The sequence below is a fragment of the Streptomyces albus subsp. albus genome (assembly GCF_000725885.1).
GTDB classification, from domain to species: Bacteria; Actinomycetota; Actinomycetes; order Streptomycetales; family Streptomycetaceae; genus Streptomyces; species Streptomyces albus.
Genome location: NZ_JODR01000002.1, coordinates 19,414 through 38,813, shown reverse-complemented (window position 1 = coordinate 38,813; position 19,400 = coordinate 19,414). Strand labels below are relative to the sequence as shown.

The following is a 19,400-nucleotide window of genomic DNA, read 5'->3' as shown; positions in this document are numbered from 1 at the left end:
GACAGTTTCCAGCGAGCAGACCGGGCAGACAGGGTCTACCGACGGCGTACCGCACCCAGCGCCAGCGTTCTGCGCACCGTCAGCACCCGCGAGCGGCGCTCCCACCTGTCGGCGCCCCGCGTCCCCACCGTCGGGATCGACATCGGCGGCACCAAGGTCATGGCGGGCGTCGTGGACGCTGACGGAACGATCCTGGAGAAGGTGCGGGCCGAGACGCCCGAGAAGTCCAAGAGCCCCAAGGTCGTCGAGGACACCATCGCCGAACTGGTGCTGGACCTCTCGGACCGGCACGACGTGCACGCCGTCGGCATCGGTGCGGCCGGCTGGATCGACGCGAACCGCTCCCGCGTCCTGTTCGCCCCCCACCTGGCGTGGCGCGACGAGCCCCTCAAGGACGCGCTGACCGCACGGCTGGCCGTCCCGGTGATGGTCGACAACGACGCCAACACCGCCGCCTGGGGGGAGTGGCGCTTCGGCGCGGGCCGGGGCGAGGACCACCTCGTCATGATCACCCTGGGTACCGGCATCGGCGGCGCCATCCTGGAGGACGGCCGGGTCAAGCGCGGCAAGTACGGGGTGGCCGGCGAATTCGGCCATATGCAGGTGGTGCCGGGCGGACACCGCTGCCCGTGCGGCAACCGAGGGTGCTGGGAGCAGTACAGCTCGGGCAACGCGCTGGTGCGGGAGGCCCGGGAACTGGCCGCCGCCGAGTCGCCCGTCGCGTACGGCATCATCGACCGCGTGGGCGGCCAGGTCGGCGACATCACCGGCCCGCTCATCACGGAACTCGCCCGCTCCGGCGACGCCATGTGCACGGAGCTGTTCCACGAGATCGGCTCCTGGCTCGGCGTCGGCATCGCCAACCTCGCCGCCGCCCTCGACCCCTCCTGCTTCGTGATCGGCGGCGGCGTCAGCGCCGCCGACGAACTGCTGATCGAACCGGCGCGGGAGGCGTTCCGCCGCCAGCTGACCGGCCGCGGCTACCGGCCGGAGGCCCGTATCGTGAAGGCACAGCTGGGTCCCGAGGCCGGTATGGTCGGTGCCGCCGACCTCGCCCGGCTGGTGGCCCGCAGGTTCAGACGAGCCAACCGCCGCCGGCTGGAGCGCTACGAACGCTACGAACGCGCGGCCGACAACCTGCGCCGGGCCGTCGGACAGTGATCGCGGCGGCCCCGCCGAACCACCACCACATCCGCCCCGACACCGAAGACGCCCAGCGCCATGCCGCACACGGATGACAGCTCCCGCCCCCGCCCGCAGTACGACCGCCCGCCCCACCGGCCGCGGCACCGTCTCGTCGTGCTGCTGATCGTCGTGCTGCTGATCGCGCTGCCGGCCGGTTATCTGGTCCAGTCCGCGTTCCAGAGCCGCGCCAGCGGCAAGGACAAGGAGCGCGCCGCGGCGGCGACCAACCTCGTCTACAACCACCCCCCCAAAGTGAGCCAGCGCATCTACGACGTGCCGGTGCCGCTCACCGCGACCCGGGTGGGCTTCTACGAGACGAACTCGTGGAAGAAGAGCACGATGTGGGTGCAGTTCCGCACCAGCGACCAGCGGCTGCGGGAGTTCCTGGACGACGTGGGCACCGACTACACGAAGCTGCGGCCCGGCCACGTCGCCATCAGCGACCGGATGGCCACCGAGGTCGGCTGGCGGTTCGAGAAACCCGAGAGCCACTACTGGAGCACGGTCTACAAGCAGCCGAAGAGCAAACCGGACGTGACCATCACCGTGGACATGACGTACAAGAAACGCCCCCGGGTCTACGTCGTCTCCACCACCGCCTTCTGAGCCTCCACAGCGCGCCCACGCGGCCTTCACCACTGCCCGCGGACGGGCCCGCCGGCCCCTCTCCGGGGCGCCCCCGGGCAGGCGCCCCGGCGCCGGGCTCGGTAGCGTGAACGCGTGAGTAACGGCCGCCTGACCCGAACCCAGTCCCGCACGTCCGCTCGTCGAGGTGAAGCACGGTGACCCCCGCCCAGACGCTCCAGCACCGGACCGACGGCCCCGAAGACGCGCCGGTACTCGTCCTCGGCCCCGCCCTCGGCACCACGTGGCACATGTGGGACCGGCAGATCCCCGAGCTCACCCGGCACTGGCGGGTGCTCCGCTTCGACCTGCCCGGCCACGGCGGCTCACCCGCCTACTCCGCCGACTCCACCGACGCCTTCGCCGAACGGCTGCTGGCCACCCTCGACCGGCTCGGCGTCGAACGCTTCGGCTACGCCGGCTGCGCCCTGGGCGGCGCCATCGGCATCCAGCTCGCGCTGCGCGCCCCCCAGCGCGTCACCTCGCTCGCGCTGATCTCCTCCTCGCCGCGGTTCGCCACCCCCGACAGCTGGCGGCAGCGCGGCGTGGTCATCCGCACCAACGGCCTCGACCCGATCGCCCGCACCACCCCCGAGCACTGGTTCACCCCCGCCTTCGCCGCCGCGCAGCCCGCCATCGTCGAATGGGCCATCCAGATGGTCCGCACCACCGACCCCGGCTGCTACATCGCCGCCTGCGAAGCGCTCGCCTCCTTCGACGCGAAGGAGGCCCTGGGCCGGATAGGAGTGGGCACGCTGGTCGTCGCCGGCGCCGAGGACCAGGTCACCCCGCCCGCCGAGGCCCGGGCCCTGGTCGCCGGCATCCACGACGCCCGGCTGGCCATCGTCCCCGGCGCCTCCCATCTGACCCCCGTCGAGCAGCCCGGCGCCGTCACCGACCTGCTCATCAGGCACTTCACCACCACCTGGCAGGAATCCGCCGCCGGACCGCCGGCCCCGGCCCCCGTCATCACCCACGTCCCGCCCCAGGTCTCGGCCGTGGCCGAACTGGAATCCCCCCAGCGTGTCGCACTGCGCACCGACGCCTACGACACCGGCATGAAAGTCCGCCGCGAGGTCCTCGGCGACGCCCACGTCGACCGCTCCCTGGCCGGCTCGGACGCCTTCACCGAGGAGTTCCAGCACTTCATCACCCGGTACGCGTGGGGCGAGGTGTGGACCCGCACCGGCATCGACCGGCGCACCCGCTCGGTGATCACCCTCACCGCGCTCGTGGCCCGCGGCCACCACGACGAGCTGGGCACCCACACCCGGGCCGCGCTGCGCAACGGGCTCACCCCCGACGAGATCAAGGAAGTGCTGCTCCAGACCGCGGTCTACTGCGGGGTGCCCGCCGCCAACGCCGCCTTCGCCGTCGCGCAACGCGTCATCCGCGAGGAGACCACCTTGGAGGACCACCGGCAGCCCGCGAGGGAGAATGAGCCCCATGGGAACTGACGCGAACGCCGCCGGGACCGCCCCGATCGACCTCACCAAGAAGGGGCACGCCTGCGTCCGGCTGGAGAAGGACGGCCGCACCCTCGTCATCGACCCGGGCGGCTTCAGCGAGCAGGAAGCCGCACTCGGCGCGGACGCGCTGCTGGTCACCCACGAGCACCCCGACCACTTCGACGAGCTGCGGCTGCGCGCCGCCATGGAAGCCAACCCCGAGGCGCAGATCTGGACGCTGCGCAGCGTCGCCGAGAAGATCTCCGGGGCCTTCCCCGGCCGCGTCCACACCGTCGGCAACGGTGACACCTTCGAGGCCGCCGGCTTCCGGGTCGAGGTGCACGGCGAACTGCACGCCGTCATCCACCCCGACATCCCGCGCATCACCAACATCGGCTTCGTCGTCGACGGCCTGGTCTTCCACCCCGGCGACGCGCTCACCGTGCCCGAGCGCCCCGTGCACACCCTGCTGCTGCCCGTGCACGCCCCCTGGAACAAGTTCTCCGAGGTCCTCGACTACGTCCGCGCCGTCGACCCCGAGCAGGTCTGGGACGTCCACGACGGGCTGCTCAACGACAACGGCCTCGGCCTCTTCGGCCGGATGCTGGGCGAGGGCGGTCCCGGAACGGGTGGCGCGGAACACGGACACCTCAAGCCCGGGGAGCGTGTCAGGCTGGCGCGGTAGCCTGCATTCTCCGGGGGGACGACCCCCGAAGTCCCCGACGGAGTCTGCATGCGTATCGCCACCTGGAACGTCAACTCGATAACAGCCCGCCTGCCGCGCCTCACCCAGTGGCTGGAGACCGCACAGCCCGACGTGCTGTGCCTCCAGGAGCTGAAGGTGTCCGACGACGCCTTTCCGCAGCAGGAACTGCGCGCCCTGGGCTACGAATCGGTCGTCAGCGCGCAGGGCCGCTGGAACGGGGTCGCCGTCCTCTCCCGCGTCGGCATCGAGGACCCCGCTCTCAGCCTGCCCGGGGCGCCCGAGTGGGAGGGCGCCGTGGAGGCCCGCGCCGCGGCGGCCACCTGCGGGGGAGTGCGGGTGTGGTCCGTGTACGTGCCCAACGGGCGTGAGGTCGGTCACCCCCACTACGAGTACAAGCTCCAGTGGCTGGCCGCGCTGCGCGACAGCGCGGAGAAGTTCGCGTCCGCGGCGACGCCGTTCGCCGTCCTGGGGGACTTCAACATCGCGCCGACGGATGCCGATGTGCACGACATCGACGAGTTCGCCGGGGCCACGCATGTGACCTCCCGGGAGCGGGAGGCGCTGGCCGCGCTGGAGGCCGCGGGGATCTCGGACGTGTACCCGCGGCCCTTGAAGTACGACATCCCCTTCACGTACTGGGACTACCGCCAGCTGTGCTTCCCCAAGAACCGGGGGATGCGGATCGACCTCGTCTACGGGAACGAGGCGTTCCGCAACGCCGTCGGCGACGCGTACGTCGACCGCGAGGCGCGCAAGGGCAAGGGCGCCTCCGATCACGCCCCCGTCGTGGTCGACCTCACCCTCTGAGGCCCTCCCGCATCCTGCGAGGGCAGCGGCCCCCGGCACCTGCGCGCAGGTGCCGGGGCCGCTGCCCCGGTGAAGGGGGCCGGCATCACCCCGTCAGGAGGGGGAGATCGACGGCGTTGCCCATGGCTTCGAGGCCCTCGTCACCGGGGTGGAGGTGATCCCCCGAGTCGTACGCCGCCAGCATCCGCGAGGGCCTCGCGGGATCCCGTACGACGGCATCGAAGTCGATCACCGCGTCGAACACCCCGCCGTTCTGCCGGACGAAGGCGTTGACGGCCTCCCGCCGCGCGTCGACGTCCGCCGTGCAGTCCTTGTACCCCTCGCAGGGGGTGATCGTCGCTCCGACCACCCGCAGGCCCCGCTCCCGCGCACGGGAGGCGATGGCTTTCATCCCGGCGATGACGGCCTCCGCGGACGCTCCCCACCGCACATCGTTGATGCCTTCGAACAGGACGACGGTCCGGGCCCCGGTCTGGGCCAGGACGTCCCGCTCCAGCCGGTGCTGGGCGCTGACGCCGGCGGTGTCGGTGCTGACGCCGTCGCCGGGGTAGCGGTCGGTGACGATGCGGTTGGCGGAGATGCCGTGGTTGAGCACGCCGAGCCGGGGCACGTCGTGCTGCTCCCGCAGCCGCCCGGCCAGCACGTCCGGCCAGCGCCGGTTGGCGCCGGGGGTGGAGCGGACGCCGTCGGTGATGGAGTCGCCGAGGGCGACGACGGAGCCGGGCCCGCCCCTGACGTCGACACCGGTGAGGAACGGCCAAGTGGTGAGGGAGCCGGTGAAGGCGTCACCGGCCGCGTCCCGGGTGCGGTCGCCGCTGCCGTCCGCGCTCAGGTAGGAGCGCTGGGCGGCTTCGCTGTGCACGGGGGCGGCGCTGACGGGGCCGGGCAGGTGGATGCTGATCAGCAGGTCGGCGCCGGCGGGTACGTCGAAGCCGACGGGGTCGCTGACGGCGCGGGCCCCGGCGGGGATGCGGGTGCCCGGGCGCCCTCCGTCGAAGGTGAGCGGCACGGGGCGGCGGTCGGCGGTGGCACCGTCGCGCCGGACGGCGAGGGAGGCGTGTCCGATGCGCACGGGTTGGGCGGCGAAGGTGTTCTCCAGCCGGATGCGGGCCGCCGGGCCGCCGGCTGAGGCGTGGACCACCAGCCGCAGCGTGCGGTCCCGCCAGGGCCCCACCTTGGTGTAGCCGCCGGTGGAGGCGGCCCAGCTGCCCGTCCAGCCGTCGGCGGCGGGGCGTACGGCGACGTCGAAGATGTGCAGGTCGCTGTCGGGGCCGGGGTCCTCGGGGAGGGTGACGGAGGAGAGAGTGCGGCCGGGGTCGAGGGGGACGGTCACCGCGTACAGCCGGGTCTTCTCCTGTGCCTGTCCGCCCTCGCGGCTGTTGAGGTGCGGGAGGGCGACGGCCTTGGTGGCCAGCGGGCCGCCGCGCCAGTCGCCGACGGTGAGGGTGTGGCCGGCGCGGGAGCCGTCGCGGTAGTGGAGGGTCACCCGGCCGGCCGCGGTGTCGCCGGGGCCGTGCGGGGAGGTGGCGGCGGCGAGGAAGGAGAGGGCGTTGCCGCGGCCGGTGAGCTTCACCTGCTGGCCGTCGGCGCGGACGTTGTCGGGGCGGCCGGGGGCCCGGTCGGGCCGGCGCAGCCGGGCGGCGTCCAGATCCAGGCGGGCGCCGGGCTCCCAGCCGGCGGCCTTCAGGTCCTGCGCGGACAGGGAGCGGCCGGCTCCGTCGAAGTCGGCGGCGCCGGGGTCGCCGTCGTCGCTGACGGCGCGGTTGTCGTAGAGCCTCTCCAGGGGGAGGGGGCGTGGGGGCGGTGCGGGTTGCCGCGCGGTCGCGGTGGCGGTCAGCGCGGGTGCCGTGGCCAGGGTGACGGTCGTCAGGACGGTGAGGGAGCGGGTCCGGGTACGTCTGTGCACGTGATGCCCTCTCGTGGGACTCCGACGGCGTGGTGCGCACCCCGTATCCAACCGGGGCGGGGTGAAGCTAGGGAGGCCCTGACGCGGCGTCAAGATGTCGGATGTGCCGTCCGGGTGGTGTTCTTGTGCCGCGCGCCTATGGTGCCCGGGGCCGTGAGAATGCCACGCTGATGCGCATGCACTTCCCCTTTCTGGACAACTGGCGCAAGCCCCACCTGGATGCCGAAGGGGCAGCGGCGGCCGAGGGGCTGCCGGGTGAGCAGGAGAGCGCGGCGCAGCTCCTCTCCGAATGCGAACTGTTGCGCGAGCACGCGCGTGCCGCCGGGGTCGGGCTCGACGACTCCGTCGAATCCTTGGCCGCCCTCGACCAGTTGCTGCCGCACTGGCGCGAGGACCCGGAGGTGACCCCCTGGCTGGGGACCGACGCCGGGCTCTACCTGGGCACCGTGATGGTGCGCACGGTGCCGGGTGCCCGCTGGGCGCGCTGGCCCGACGGGCAGCCCGTGGTGCGGCTGCCCTCGGGCCGTGAGGTGGACGTGCTGGCGGAGGGCGGCGCCTGGGCGGAGACCGGCTCGCCGGAGCTGTCGCAGGTGTACGCCGAGGTCAGCGAGGCCTGACGGCGGGGGCCCGCGGACCTTGCCGCGGGGCGGGGAGCGGCCGGGCCGCCGTTGTCCGCGCTCGCTGCGTGTCATCCCGGTAGTGACCCATTCAGCCCGATAGTTTCCCTTTCCTATGGAACCGCTGATCGAGCTGCGCGGAGTCAACAAGCACTACGGCCCGCTCCACGTGCTCAAGGACATCGACCTGACGGTGGGCCGCGGCGAGGTCGTGGTCGTGATCGGCCCGTCCGGCTCCGGCAAGTCCACGCTGTGCCGCACCATCAACCGGCTGGAGGCCATCGGCTCCGGCACCATCAGCCTGGCGGGGCACCCCCTCCCGGAGGAGGGCAGGGAACTGGCCCGGCTGCGCACCGAAGTCGGCATGGTCTTCCAGTCGTTCAACCTCTTCGCCCACAAGACGGTGCTGGCCAACGTGATGCTGGCGCCGGTCAAGGTGCGCCGCAAGAAGAAGGACGAGGCCGAGCGGCGGGCCCGTGAGCTGCTGGAGAGGGTGGGGCTGCTGGAGCAGGCGCACAAGTATCCGGCGCAGCTGTCGGGGGGCCAGCAGCAGCGGGTGGCGATCGCCCGGGCGCTGGCGATGGACCCGCAGGCGCTGCTGTTCGACGAGCCGACCTCGGCGCTCGACCCGGAGATGATCAGCGAGGTGCTGGAGGTCATGCAGCAGCTGGCCCGGGACGGTATGACGATGGTGGTCGTCACCCACGAGATGGGGTTCGCCCGCTCGGCCGCCAACCGCGTGGTCTTCATGGCGGACGGCCGGATCGTGGAGGACCGCTCGCCCGAGGAGTTCTTCACGGCGCCCCGCAGCGAGCGCGCCAAGGACTTCCTCTCCAAGATCCTCAAGCACTGAGAGGCGGTCCCTCGTGCGCACGCCCACCGCATCACGCACCGGGGCCCGGCCGGCCCGCGGTCCGGCCCTCGTCCTGCTGCTCGCCCTCGCCGCCTGCGGGGCGCCGGGCAGCCCGCCCGCGCGCGGCCCGCAGCCGGCCCGGCTGCCGCACTACGCGGTGGACCGGGACTTCTCCCTGCCCTCCTCGCCCACCTGGCGGGCCGCCCGGCAGCGCGGACACCTGGTCATCGGCGTCAAGGAGGACCAGCCGGGCATGGGGGAGAAGAACCCGGCCACCGGCACGTACACGGGCTTCGACATCGAGATCGCCAAGATGATGGCGGCCTCCCTCGGCTTCGATCCGCACCGGCAGGTCGAGTACAAGGCCATCGCCTCCGCCAACCGTGAGACGTCTCTGCAAAACGGCCAGGTCGACTACTACGTCGGCACCTACACGATCAACGGGGGCCGCAGGAAGCTCGTCGGCTTCGCCGGGCCGTACTACATCGCCGGGCAGCGGCTGCTGGTCCGCACCGACGAGAAGCACCTCAAGGGGCCGCAGGACATGGCGGGCAAGAAGATCTGCTCGGCCGTCGGCTCCACCCCGTTGCAGCGGATCCAGTCCGACTACCCGCGTGCCAGGCCCGTCGCCTACGACAGCTATGCCATCTGTGTCGACAACCTGCTCAACAACCAGGTCGACGCGGTCACCACGGACGACACCATCCTGCTGGGCTACGCGGCCAAGGACCCCGCCCATCTCAAGGTCGTCGGCCGGGCGTTCTCGAAGGAGCCGTACGGCATCGGGGTCCCGCGCACGGACCGTGCGTTCGCCCGCGCCCTCGACGACGCGCTCACCGGGCGGGAACGCAGCGGCGACTGGAAGCGCGCCTACGACGCCACCCTCGGCCTCTCCGGCACCCCGGCGCCCAGGCCGCCCCGCGTGGACCGCTCCCTGACCGGCTGAGACGCAGGGCGACGCCGCAGGAGACGAGCGCCAACCCGACCAGGCGAGAGGAGCCGAGCGGCTCGAAATGGACGTACTGACGAACAACTTCTCCCTCTACGGCGAGGGCTTCTTGGGCACCGTACGGCTGACGGTCTACTCCTCGCTGCTGGCGCTGGCCCTCGGCGTCGTGATGGCGGGCTTCCGGGTGGCGCCCGTGGCCGCGCTGCGCGCCGTGGGCACCACCTGGGTGACGGTGCTCCGCAACACCCCGCTCACGCTGCTGTTCTTCGCCATGCTGCTGGGCCTGCCCCGGTTCGGGGTGGCACTGCCGTTCGAACTGTTCGCGGTGCTGGCGCTGGGCTGCTACACCTCGGCCTTCATCTGCGAGGCGGTGCGCTCCGGCATCAACACCGTGCCGCTCGGCCAGGGCGAGGCGGCCCGCAGCCTGGGCATGACCTTCGGCCAGACGCTGGGCACCATCGTGCTGCCGCAGGCGTTCCGCACCGTCATCGCGCCCATCGGCTCCACCCTGATCGCGCTCGCCAAGAACTCCGCCATCGCCGGTTCGTTCAGCGTGGTGGAGCTGCTGAGCACCTACAAGACGCTCAGCGAGAACGGCTACAGCGTCGTGTGGAGCTTCGTGTGGATCGCGCTGGGCTACCTCATCCTCACCCTGGCGATCAGCGGACTCTTCCACCTGATGGAGCGGCGCTGGGGGGTGGCCAGGTGACCACGCGCAGTCCCGCCACGCCGCCGTCCGGACCCAAGCCCTCGGGAAAGCCGTCGGGGCTGGCCACGCTGCTGCGCGGTCGCGGCGGCCAGCCGGCGCCGGGGGCCGCGTCCGCGCTCTACGACATCCCCGGCCCCCGCGCCCGCGCCCGTCACCTGGTCTACGGACTCCTCACCACCGCCGCGCTCGCCGTGCTGCTGGCCGGAGTGTTCTACCTGCTCACCGACACCGGCCAGTTCGCCCACGTCAAATGGCGCCCGTTCGCCTACGAGGGCGTGCAGGAACTGCTGCTGGGCGGACTGGGCAACACCCTCAAGGCGTTCGCCATGGCCGCCGTCCTCGCCCTGGCGCTCGGCGCCGTGCTGGCGGCCGGCCGGCTCTCGGACCACCGGCCCGTGCGCTGGGTGAGCACGCTGCTGGTCGAGTTCTTCCGGGCCATGCCCGTCCTCGTCATGATCTTCTTCGTCTTCGTCGCGCTGCGGGTCCAGGCGCTGCCCGCGCTGGTGACGGGGCTGACGCTCTACAACGGGTCGGTGCTCGCCGAGGTGTTCCGCTCCGGGGTGCAGTCCGTGGACCGGGGCCAGCGGGAGGCCGCCTACGCGCTCGGCATGCGCAAGACGCAGGTGATGGTGCACGTCCTGGTGCCGCAGGCGGTCCGGGCCATGATGCCGACGATCATCAGCCAGCTCGTGGTCGCCCTCAAGGACACCTCCCTCGGCTTCCTCATCACCTACGAGGAGTTCCTGCACGCGGGCCGGCTCATCGCCATCAACATGGACTACACGATGCCGTTCATCCCCGTGGTGATCGTCGTCTCCGCCATCTACATCGGTCTGTGCATGCTGCTGTCCTGGTTCGCCAACTGGGTCGCCCGGCGGGAGAGGGGCAACCTCAAGAACGAGGCCGTCGCCGTCGCCCCCGCCCAGGCCGGCTCCACCATGCCGGGCGCCCGCCCCTGACGGACGGGCCTGCTGCGGCGCGGGGCCGTCGAGGGCCGGCCCGTGCCCGTCCGCCGCCGGCCCGTGCCCGGTACGTGACCGGGCGGCGGACGGGGGTGCTGACGCATTCGCGACAAGCACATTAGGCTGCGCGGATCACGCGCACGACGCGCGGAGTCCGCACAGAAGGAGGCCCCTGTATGACGTCCTCTTCGCCCGGTGCCGACGGCGGTGAGCGCCGCTCGTCCGCCGCTGTGGGGCGGGCACGGTGGCGCCGTACCGCGCCACGGCCCGCCGCCGGAAGGGAGCAGCTCGCCACGGCCGGGAAAGCGGCCCCGTGGTCCGTCCCGTCCCCGGCGTCCGTGGCGCGCCGTCCCCGCGTGGCGGTGCGGCAGCGGCGCGTCCTCGCCCTGTTCGCGACCGGCGCCGTGGTGGCCGGCCTGATGGGTGCCGCACCGGCCGGGGCGGCGTCCCGCGAGGCGGGCGGGCAGCCCGCGAAGTCGCCGGTGGCCACCGGGTACGGGGGCGCCGTCTCCAGCGTCGATGCCGACGCGTCGGCGGCGGGCATCGAGGTCCTCAAGCGCGGCGGTACCGCGGCCGACGCGGCGGTGGCCACGGCGGCGGCGCTCGGGGTGACCGAACCGTACTCGGCGGGGGTGGGCGGCGGCGGGTACTTCGTGTACTACGACGCGGCCACCCGCAAGGTGAGCACGATCGACGGCCGGGAGAAGGCGCCGCTGAGCGCCGGCAAGGACCTGTTCACCGAGGACGGCAAGGCCATCCCGTTCGACCAGGCCGTCACCAGCGGGCTGAGCGTCGGCACCCCCGGCACCCCGGCGACCTGGGAGAAGGCGCTGCGCGACCACGGCACCAAGTCGCTGGCCCAGGTGCTCAGGCCCGCCACGAAACTCGCCCGGCAGGGCTTCACCGTCGACAGGACGTTCCGTCAGCAGACCGCCGAGAACGAGGAGCGGTTCCGCGACTTCCCCGCGACGGCGCGGCTGTTCCTGCCCGGCGGCGAGTTGCCGAAGGTGGGCTCCACCCTCAAGAACCCGGACCTGGCCCGCACCTACGACCTGCTGGCCCGCAAGGGCACCAAGGCCGTCTACCGCGGCGAGCTGGGCCGCGACATCGTCCGCACCGTGCGCAAGCCGCCGGTGGCCCCGGACTCCGGGCGCCGGGTGCGGCCCGGTGATCTGACGGACAAGGACCTGGCCGCCTACACGACCCGCTCCCAGCAGCCGACCCGTACCGGCTACCGGGGGCTGGACGTCTACGGCATGGCGCCGTCCTCCTCCGGCGGCACCAGCGTCGCCGAGGCGCTCAACATCCTGGAGCGCAGCGATCTGGGCAAGCTGAGCGAGAAGGAGTACCTGCACCGCTATCTGGAGGCCAGCCGGATCGCGTTCGCCGACCGGGGCCGCTGGGTGGGCGACCCGACGCAGGAGGACGTGCCCACCAAGGGCCTGACCTCGCAGCGGTTCGCTGACGCGCGGGAGTGCCTGATCGACGACAAGAAGGCCCTCACCAGCCCGGTTCCGCCGGGCGATCCGCGAAACCCGGCCGCGTGCGAGCGGGGTGACGCGGACCAGGCGGCGCCCACCACCTACGAGGGTGAGAACACCACCCACCTGACCGTCGCCGACAAGTGGGGCAACGTCGCCGCCTACACGCTGACCATCGAGCAGACCGGCGGCAGCGGCATCACCGTGCCGGGCCGCGGTTTCCTGCTCAACAACGAGCTGACGGACTTCTCCTTCACCCCGGTCAGCCCCGGTGTCCACGACCCGAACCTGCCCGGCCCCGGCAAGCGGCCCCGCTCCTCCATGTCGCCGACCATCGTGCTCAAGCACGGCAAGCCGGTGCTGGCCCTCGGTTCACCCGGCGGCGCGACCATCATCACCACCGTCCTCCAGACCCTCACCAACCACCTCGACCGGGGCATGCCGCTGGTGGACGCGATCGCCGCGCCCCGCGCCAGCCAGCGCAACGCCGCACAGACCGAGGCCGAGCCGGGACTGCTGAACAGCCCCGTGCGGCAGCGGCTGGAGAAGCTGGGACACGCCTTCAAGGAGACGAAGGAGATCGGCGCGGCCACCGGGGTGCAGCGGCTGCCGGACGGGCGCTGGCGCGCGGCGGCCGAGACCGAACGGCGGGGCGGCGGCTCCGCGATGGTCGTCCGTCCGGCCCGCACACCGCACGAACGATGAATTGACACTCCAGCAAAGGAAGTTGACCTTCCGTACGGCCTCTTGCCTTCGAGTGCGCTCCAGGCTGTACCAATGTCCGTCGTGGACTACAGCGCTGAACAACGCACCGGAAACCACCTGCTGCTGACTGTCAACGGGGAGAAGAGGGAGGTGCCGGCCTGCGACGTGCGGGCCACCCTCCTGGACGTACTGAGGGAACGCCTCGGGCTGACCGGGGCGAAGAAGGGATGTGACAGGGGGAGTGCGGCGCCTGCACCGTGCACCTGGACGGGCGCCGCGTCCTCTCCTGTCTGACACTGGCGGCCTCCGCGCACGGCGGTGAGGTCACCACCGTCGAGGGACTGGCCGCACCGGACGGCACCCCGCACCCCATGCAGGAGGCGTTCCACGCCAACGACGCCTTCCAGTGCGGCTTCTGCACCCCCGGACAGCTGATGTCCGCCATCGCCTGCGTCCGCGAGGGGCACGCTGGCTCCGCCGCTGAGATCCGCGAGTGGATGAGCGGCAACCTGTGCCGCTGCGCCGCCTACTCCCAGATCACCGCGGCCGTCGCCCAGGCGGCACCCGACGTACGGCGCCGGGACGCCGAGCGGGCCGGCAGCAAGGGGGAGCGGGCATGAAGGAGTTCACCTACACGCGTGCCGCCGACACCGGCAGCGTGCTGGCCGCCCTCGCCGAGCGGCCGGGCGTCGCGCTGCTGGCCGGCGGCACCGAGCTGCTCAACTGGCTCAAGGAAGGCATCGAGGCCCCCGACCACCTCATCGACATAGGCGGCCTGCCGCTGTACGACATCGAGGAGACGGCCGACGGCGGGCTGCGCATCGGGGCGTTGCAGAAGATGGCCGACGTGGCCCGGCACCCCGATGTGGTGCGCCGCTTCCCGGCCCTCGCCCGGTCGCTGCTGCTGGCGGCCTCGCCGCAGCTGCGGAACATGGCCACGCTCGGGGGCAACCTCCAGCAGCGCACCCGCTGCCCCTACTTCCGCGCGGAGACCGGTGCGCTGCCGTGCAACAAGCGCACCCCCGGGTCGGGCTGCGCGGCCCTCGCCGCCGGCGCGGAGGACACCGCCGCCCTCTTCGGCTGGACCGAGGAGTGCGTGGCCACCCACCCGTCCGACATGGCGGTTGCCCTGGCCGCGCTGGACGCCACCGTGGTGGTGTGCGGGCCGGGCGGCACCGAACGGCGGGTGCCGGCCGACGCCTTCCACCTGACGCCGCAGGAAGCGCCCGTCCAGCGGCACACCGTGCTCCGCGACGACGAACTGATCACCGCCGTCGAGGTGCCCGGCACCGCATGGCCGTCCGCGTACGTGAAGGTGCGGGAGCGCGCCTCCTACGAGTTCGCCCTGGTCTCCGCCGCCGCACTGGTGGACCTCGCCGACGACGGCACCCTGCGCGCGGCCCGGGTCGCGCTCGGCGGCGTCGCCCACAAGCCCTGGGTGCTGGACGGGATCACCCCGCTGGTGAAGGGGCTGCGGCCGGCCGACACGGCCGCGCTGCACGCGGCCGTCGGGCCGCTGTTCGAGGAAGCCCGGCCACCGGCCGGCGAAGGGTTCAAGGCGGACCTCGCCCGGCGCGCCACCGTGCGCGCGCTGCGCGACGCCGCCGCCGTCCGGGAAGGGGACCGCTGATGAGCGCACCGACCGTCGCCCCGTCCAGCACCGCCGCGCGCCCCGCGCCGCCCGGCCCGGACGCGGGACTGCGCCGTCCGGACGGGCTCGCCAAGCTGACCGGGGCCGCGCGCTACACCGGGGACCTGCCGCTGGAAGGCTCCGCCGTGGGCACGCTGGTGTGCGCGACCGTACCGCGCGCCGACCGTGCCGTCGTGCACGCCGACGAGGCCCGCGCCGCGGACGGTGTGGTGGCCGTGCTGACCGCAGCCGACATGCCCCGGCTCCACCCCTCGCCGCTGCTGGGCACCACCGTCATGCCCCTCCAGGACGAACGCGTCCGCTACGAGGGGCAGCCGGTGGCGCTCGTACTCGCCGAGAGCGTCGAACAGGCCCGGTACGCGGCCTCGCTCGTGCGCGTCTCCTACGAGGGGCTCCGGGCGGCCACCGGCTTCGACGACGCCGAGGACGCCGTCGAGAGCGCGCCGAGCATGTCGCCCACGGACGAGGAGCGGGGCGAGGTGGAGGCGGGCCTGGCCGCCGCCCGCCACCGCGTCACCCGCACCTACACCACGGCCGACCGGCACCACAGCCCCATCGAGCCCTCCGTCACCCACGCCCGGTGGGACGGCGACACGCTGACGCTGTACGACTCGGTGCAGGGCATATCCCTCGCCAGGACGGCACTGGCCGAGGTGCTCGGCATCGACGCCGGGCAGATCCGCGTCGTGTGCCCGTACATCGGCGGCGGGTTCGGCTGCAAGGGCTATGTGTGGCCGCACCAGTACCTGACCGCGGCGGCGGCCCGCGTCGTCGGGCGCGGGGTGCGGCTGCCGCTCACCCGCGCCCAGATGTTCACCTCCTGCGGGCACCAGCCGACCACACGGCAGACCGTGACACTGGGCGCGGACGCCGAGGGCCGGCTCACCGCCGTCGAGCACCACAGCGTCAACGCCGCCTCGCGCGACGACGAGTACGGCGAGGACGCCACCGCCGCCAGCGGCTGGATGTACGCCACGCCCGCCCTCAGGCTGCGCCGCCGCATCCGGCACACCGACCGGGCCCACCCCACCCCGATGCGCGCCCCGCACGAGGGGCCGGGCATGTTCGCGCTGGAGTCGGCGCTGGACGAGCTGGCGCACGAGGCCGGTATCGACCCGGTGGAGCTGCGGCTGCGCAACGAGCCGGACCGCGAACCGCTCACCGGCCGCCCCTTCTCCTCCCGGGAGCAGCGGGCCTGTCTGCTGCGCGGCGCCGAACTCTTCGGCTGGCGCGAGCGCGACCCGCGCACCGGCAGCATGCGCGACGGCGACGAACTGGTCGGCTGGGGCATGGCGGCGGCCACGATGGACACCTACCGTTCCGCCTCCACCGCCCGGGTCCGCCACACCGCCGACGGCCGCACCGTCGTGGAGACCGGTACCCAGGAGATCGGCACCGGCCAGCCGGGGGTGATCGCCACGATCGTCTCCGAGGTGCTGGGCGTACCGCCCGCGACGGTGGAGGTCCGCATCGGCGACACCCGGCTGCCGGCCGCCGCGATGACGGCCGGTTCCAGCGCCACCGGCAGCGTCGGCTCCGCCGTCCACGCGGCGGCCACCGAGGTCCGCGACCGGCTGGCGGCGGGCGCCGCCGAGGCGGAGGCGACCGGCTCGTGGGCGCCGCAGGAGGGCTCGGACGGGCTGGGCCGGCACCCCGAGGTGGCCATCCACACCTACGGCGCGGTCTTCGCCGAGGTGCGGGTGGACGCGCTGCTGGGCACCGTACGGGTGCGCCGGGTGACGGGCGTCTACTCGGCGGGCCGCATCATCAACCCGCTGACCGCCCGCGGCCAGATGACGGGCGGGATCATCTGGGGGCTCGGCCAGGCGCTGCTGGAGGACTCGCGGTTCGACGCGCGGCACGGGCGGTTCCGCAGCAAGAACCTGGCCGGGTACGCCGTGCCCGTCAATGCCGACGTGCCCGACATCGACGTCTCCTTCGTCGACGAGGTCGACCACCACGCCAGCGCGCTGGGGTCGAAGGGCATAGGCGAACTGGGCGCCGTCGGCGTCTCGGCCGCCGTCGCCAACGCGGTCTTCCACGCCACCGGCGTCCGGGTCCGCGACCTGCCGATCGGGGTGCCCGATCTGCTGCCCGGCCTGGCCCCGGCCGCGCACTGACGGGCCCGTGGCCGCCCCGCCCCCGGGGCGGCCACCTGGCCGGGCCCGCCGTCAGACAGCCGGCAGGGCCGCCAGCACCTCCTCGGTCGTGCCGGTCTCGCCCAGCAGCGGGAAGACGCCCTCGACACTGGCGCGGTGACCGTCCGCGTCCATGTCGGTGCACAGGTCCTCGGCGATCGTCACGTGGTAGCCGTGCTCGTGCGCGGAGCGGGCGGTGGACTCGACACCGAAGCGGGTGGCGATACCGCCCAGCACGATCTGGGTGACCCCGCGCCGCCGCAGTTCCAGATCGAGGGCGGTGCCGTAGAAGGCGCCCCAGTTCTGCTTGGTGACGCGGATGTCGCCGTCCTGCGGGCCGAGTTCGGGGCACAGCTCGGCGTGGTCGGCCGGGCGCTCGCCGCCCCCGCCCAAAGATGCCGCCGTGCGTCCCGGCGCGTTGCCCGCGACGTTGACGAGGACGACGGGCAGCCGGCGCCGCCGGAACTCCGCGGCCAGCCGCGCGGCACGCGCCACGACGTCCTGGGCAGGGTAGGGCGCGGTCGGCAGCCCGACGATGCCCTTCTGGAGGTCGATGAGGACGAGCGCCGTCTGCGCGTCCAGCGTGGTGAGAGGCATGGGTGGTGCTCCTGGAGAGGGGGAGGATCCTACGAACGGCCGCGCAGCGCGCGGTCGGTGACGGTCAGCACGAGCAGAACGAGGCCGAGCCCCGCCGCCGTCACGGCTATCGAGTGCAGTCCCGCGTCGCCGGCCCGCTGCCCGTAGAACAGGGCGATCAGACCGGAGGCGGTGATGGCACCCAGGTACTGGGAGGTGCGCTGGAGCCCGGCCGCCGCGCCGATCCCGTCGGCGGGGGCCTGACGGGCGACAGCCGCCTGGTTGCCGGTGCCGGCCAGACCCTGCGGCAGCCCGAAAAGGACGGAGGCCGACAGCAGCGCCGCCACGGGCGTGTCACCGTGCGCGAGGGCCAGCGCCCCCGCCCCGGCGAGCAGCAGCACGGCGGCCAGCGTGAGGGGCCCGCGGATGCCCTTCGTCCGGGCACCCAGCAGCGAACAGACCGCGGCGGCCAGGGACATGGGCAGCATCAGCAGCCCGGCGTGGAACGAGGACAGTCCGCGCGACTCCTCCAGCCACTGCGCGTAGCCGTACATGACGCAGTAGACGACCAGATAGGTCAGCCCGTGCCGCAGATAGGTGAGCACCAGCGGCCGGTGCCGGGCCAGCACCCGCAGGTCCAGGAACGGTGCCCGGCACCGCAGCTCCCACCACACGAAGGCGCACGCCAGCACCGCGAACGGGGCCAGCAACGGCCAGCGCGGGGCGGTGAGTTCCATCAGGAAGAGCATCACCGTCGTCAGCGTCCCGGCGAACAGCGCGATGCCGAGGCCGTCGACGGACGGGCCCCGCCCGCCGGCCGGCCGCGCCGCGCGGGGCGTGTCCCGGGGCAGCCACAGCAGCGCCAGCACCAGCCCGACGAGCGACACCGGAACGTTCACCGCGAAGATCGCCCGCCAGCCGGCGGTCGCGGCCAGCAGACCGCCCAGCACCGGGCCGGCGGCGGCGCTGCCCAGTGCCGCCAGCGACAGCCGCGCCAGCACCGGCCGCGGCACCTGGGTGCCCAGCCGGGCCGCCTCGGCGCGTAGCAGCGCCATCGCGCACGGATAGGCGGCCGAGGTGCCCACGCCCAGCAGCGCCCGGGAGGCGATCAGCCAGCCGAAGGCGGGCGCCGCCGCCCCCACCGCACCGGCCGTCGCGACGATCAGCAGCCCGGCGAGGAACACCCGGCGCGGGCCGAGCAGATCGGCCAGCCTGCCCATGGCCGGCTGCGCCACGGCGCTGGCCAGGTACAGGGAGGCCACCAGCCAGGCGGTGTCGGCCGCGCCGACGCCGAAGCCCCGGCCGATCGCCACCAGCGCGGTGGCGATCATCGTCGAGTTGACCGGATTGAGGAGGGAGCCCAGCAGCAGCGGCGTCATCAGCCGGGCGCCGAAGCCGCGGGCCGGTCCGGGGAGAGGGCCGGGCTCCGGCCGCGGCCGTACCTCTTCCCGGGCGAGGGACAGCCGGCCGCTCCGGTCCGCCCGCCGGTTCACCCGGCGTCCCGCGGGGCACTGCCGTCCGGTTCCGGGCCGTCGTGCTGCTCCGAAACCAGGCGCCGGAGCAGTACGACGGCCTCGGCGAGGGTGCGCTGCTCGGCGGCGTCGAGGCGGGTGGCCAGGGCCTCGGTGAGCCAGTCGTGCTTGGCGCGCTGCACGGCCCTGAGCGTTTGGTGGCCCTCCTCGGTGAGGGCGAAGACGACCTGCCGGCCGTCGGTCGGGTGCGGGCTGCGGGTGAGCACCCCGCGCTCCTCCAGTGCACCCACCGTCACCCGCATCGACTGGGGCCGCACCAGTTCGGCGCGGGCCAGGGCGGCGATGGTGGTGGGGCCGGTGCGCAGGATTCGGGCGAGCACCGAACGCTGGGTGGGGGTGAGCGCCCCGGCGGGGGACGCGGCACGCAGGCGTCTGCCGAGCGCGGCCACGGCGGCGGCGGTCTGTGCCGCGAGTTCCGCCGTCTCCCCGCCGGTCCCGCCCACCGGGGCCCCGGTGGGCTCCCGGGGGGCGGGCTTCCTGGTGGCCGGGTTCTCACGGGGCATACACCGACAGTACGAGTTCGACAGACAGACTTGCAAGTTTGCCTGTCG

Annotated in this window: 17 protein-coding genes and 1 pseudogene; 14 read left to right on the top strand and 4 right to left on the bottom strand. The window is 73.4% G+C overall.

Going from position 1 to position 19,400, the window contains the following annotated elements:
• The first annotated feature begins 69 nt into the window (after positions 1-69).
• From IO40_RS0102040 to IO40_RS0102020, 5 genes are all read left to right on the top strand, one after another.
• Positions 70-1,161, top strand: a complete 1,092-nt coding sequence (locus tag IO40_RS0102040) for an ROK family glucokinase (protein WP_041968422.1) — start codon at positions 70-72, stop codon at positions 1,159-1,161.
• A 60-nt stretch (positions 1,162-1,221) separates the two neighbouring features.
• Positions 1,222-1,791, top strand: coding sequence for a hypothetical protein (locus tag IO40_RS0102035; RefSeq protein ID WP_016470624.1), 570 nt, complete (start codon positions 1,222-1,224; stop codon positions 1,789-1,791).
• A 176-nt stretch (positions 1,792-1,967) separates the two neighbouring features.
• Entirely contained in the window at positions 1,968-3,266 is a 1,299-nt protein-coding gene (gene pcaDC / locus IO40_RS0102030; protein ID WP_016470625.1) for a bifunctional 3-oxoadipate enol-lactonase/4-carboxymuconolactone decarboxylase PcaDC, read from the top strand.
• The gene (locus IO40_RS0102025) at positions 3,256-3,942 is read left to right on the top strand and encodes an MBL fold metallo-hydrolase (RefSeq protein WP_016470626.1); all 687 of its coding nucleotides are present in this window, start codon (positions 3,256-3,258) and stop codon (positions 3,940-3,942) included. Before pcaDC ends, IO40_RS0102025 begins: the two co-directional genes overlap by 11 nt.
• Positions 3,943-3,990: 48 nt before the next feature.
• Positions 3,991-4,770, top strand: coding sequence for an exodeoxyribonuclease III (locus IO40_RS0102020; RefSeq protein ID WP_016470627.1), 780 nt, complete (start codon positions 3,991-3,993; stop codon positions 4,768-4,770).
• Between the two features lie 85 nt (positions 4,771-4,855).
• Here the strand turns inward: IO40_RS0102020 and IO40_RS0102015 are convergent, their stop codons facing one another.
• Complete coding sequence (locus IO40_RS0102015) at positions 4,856-6,676, bottom strand: SGNH/GDSL hydrolase family protein (protein WP_031174755.1); 1,821 nt, start codon at positions 6,674-6,676, stop codon at positions 4,856-4,858.
• Between the two features lie 176 nt (positions 6,677-6,852).
• Here IO40_RS0102015 and IO40_RS0102010 point away from each other — a divergent pair, with 176 nt between their 5' ends.
• From IO40_RS0102010 to IO40_RS0101970, 9 genes and pseudogenes are all read left to right on the top strand, one after another.
• Complete coding sequence (locus tag IO40_RS0102010) at positions 6,853-7,293, top strand: DUF6278 family protein (protein WP_030405841.1); 441 nt, start codon at positions 6,853-6,855, stop codon at positions 7,291-7,293.
• 115 nt (positions 7,294-7,408) lie between these two features.
• Positions 7,409-8,146: an amino acid ABC transporter ATP-binding protein gene (locus IO40_RS0102005; protein ID WP_016470630.1), complete on the top strand. Its 738-nt coding sequence runs from the start codon at positions 7,409-7,411 to the stop codon at positions 8,144-8,146.
• 13 nt (positions 8,147-8,159) lie between these two features.
• Positions 8,160-9,092, top strand: a complete 933-nt coding sequence (locus tag IO40_RS0102000; protein WP_031174754.1) for a glutamate ABC transporter substrate-binding protein — start codon at positions 8,160-8,162, stop codon at positions 9,090-9,092.
• A gap of 67 nt (positions 9,093-9,159) precedes the next feature.
• A complete protein-coding gene (locus IO40_RS0101995; RefSeq protein WP_016470632.1) occupies positions 9,160-9,804 on the top strand; it encodes an amino acid ABC transporter permease in 645 nt (214 codons plus the stop codon).
• 59 nt (positions 9,805-9,863) lie between these two features.
• Positions 9,864-10,763, top strand: coding sequence for an amino acid ABC transporter permease (locus IO40_RS0101990; RefSeq protein ID WP_391614723.1), 900 nt, complete (start codon positions 9,864-9,866; stop codon positions 10,761-10,763).
• Between the two features lie 422 nt (positions 10,764-11,185).
• Complete coding sequence (gene ggt / locus IO40_RS0101985; RefSeq protein ID WP_106963826.1) at positions 11,186-12,952, top strand: gamma-glutamyltransferase; 1,767 nt, start codon at positions 11,186-11,188, stop codon at positions 12,950-12,952.
• Between the two features lie 72 nt (positions 12,953-13,024).
• Positions 13,025-13,572 (top strand): annotated as a pseudogene (locus IO40_RS33020) ((2Fe-2S)-binding protein).
• Positions 13,569-14,582 (top strand): FAD binding domain-containing protein, encoded by a 1,014-nt coding sequence (locus tag IO40_RS0101975; protein ID WP_030405844.1) that lies wholly within the window; start codon positions 13,569-13,571, stop codon positions 14,580-14,582. The pseudogene IO40_RS33020 and the gene IO40_RS0101975 overlap by 4 nt, the downstream one beginning before the upstream one ends.
• Positions 14,582-16,723, top strand: a complete 2,142-nt coding sequence (locus IO40_RS0101970) for a xanthine dehydrogenase family protein molybdopterin-binding subunit (protein ID WP_051719232.1) — start codon at positions 14,582-14,584, stop codon at positions 16,721-16,723. The genes IO40_RS0101975 and IO40_RS0101970 overlap by 1 nt, the downstream gene beginning before the upstream one ends.
• A 51-nt stretch (positions 16,724-16,774) precedes the next feature.
• On the opposite strand, the gene IO40_RS0101965 is transcribed toward IO40_RS0101970, so the two are convergent.
• Genes IO40_RS0101965 through IO40_RS33015 form a run of 3 tightly spaced genes read right to left on the bottom strand, consistent with a single transcriptional unit; the run spans position 16,775 to position 19,352 of the window.
• Positions 16,775-17,338, bottom strand: coding sequence for an isochorismatase family protein (locus tag IO40_RS0101965; RefSeq protein ID WP_016470639.1), 564 nt, complete (start codon positions 17,336-17,338; stop codon positions 16,775-16,777).
• Between the two features lie 29 nt (positions 17,339-17,367).
• Positions 17,368-18,810, bottom strand: coding sequence for an MFS transporter (locus IO40_RS0101960; RefSeq protein WP_078659691.1), 1,443 nt, complete (start codon positions 18,808-18,810; stop codon positions 17,368-17,370).
• Positions 18,807-19,352, bottom strand: a complete 546-nt coding sequence (locus tag IO40_RS33015; RefSeq protein WP_016470641.1) for a MarR family winged helix-turn-helix transcriptional regulator — start codon at positions 19,350-19,352, stop codon at positions 18,807-18,809. Before IO40_RS33015 ends, IO40_RS0101960 begins: the two co-directional genes overlap by 4 nt.
• Positions 19,353-19,400 lie beyond the last annotated feature (48 nt).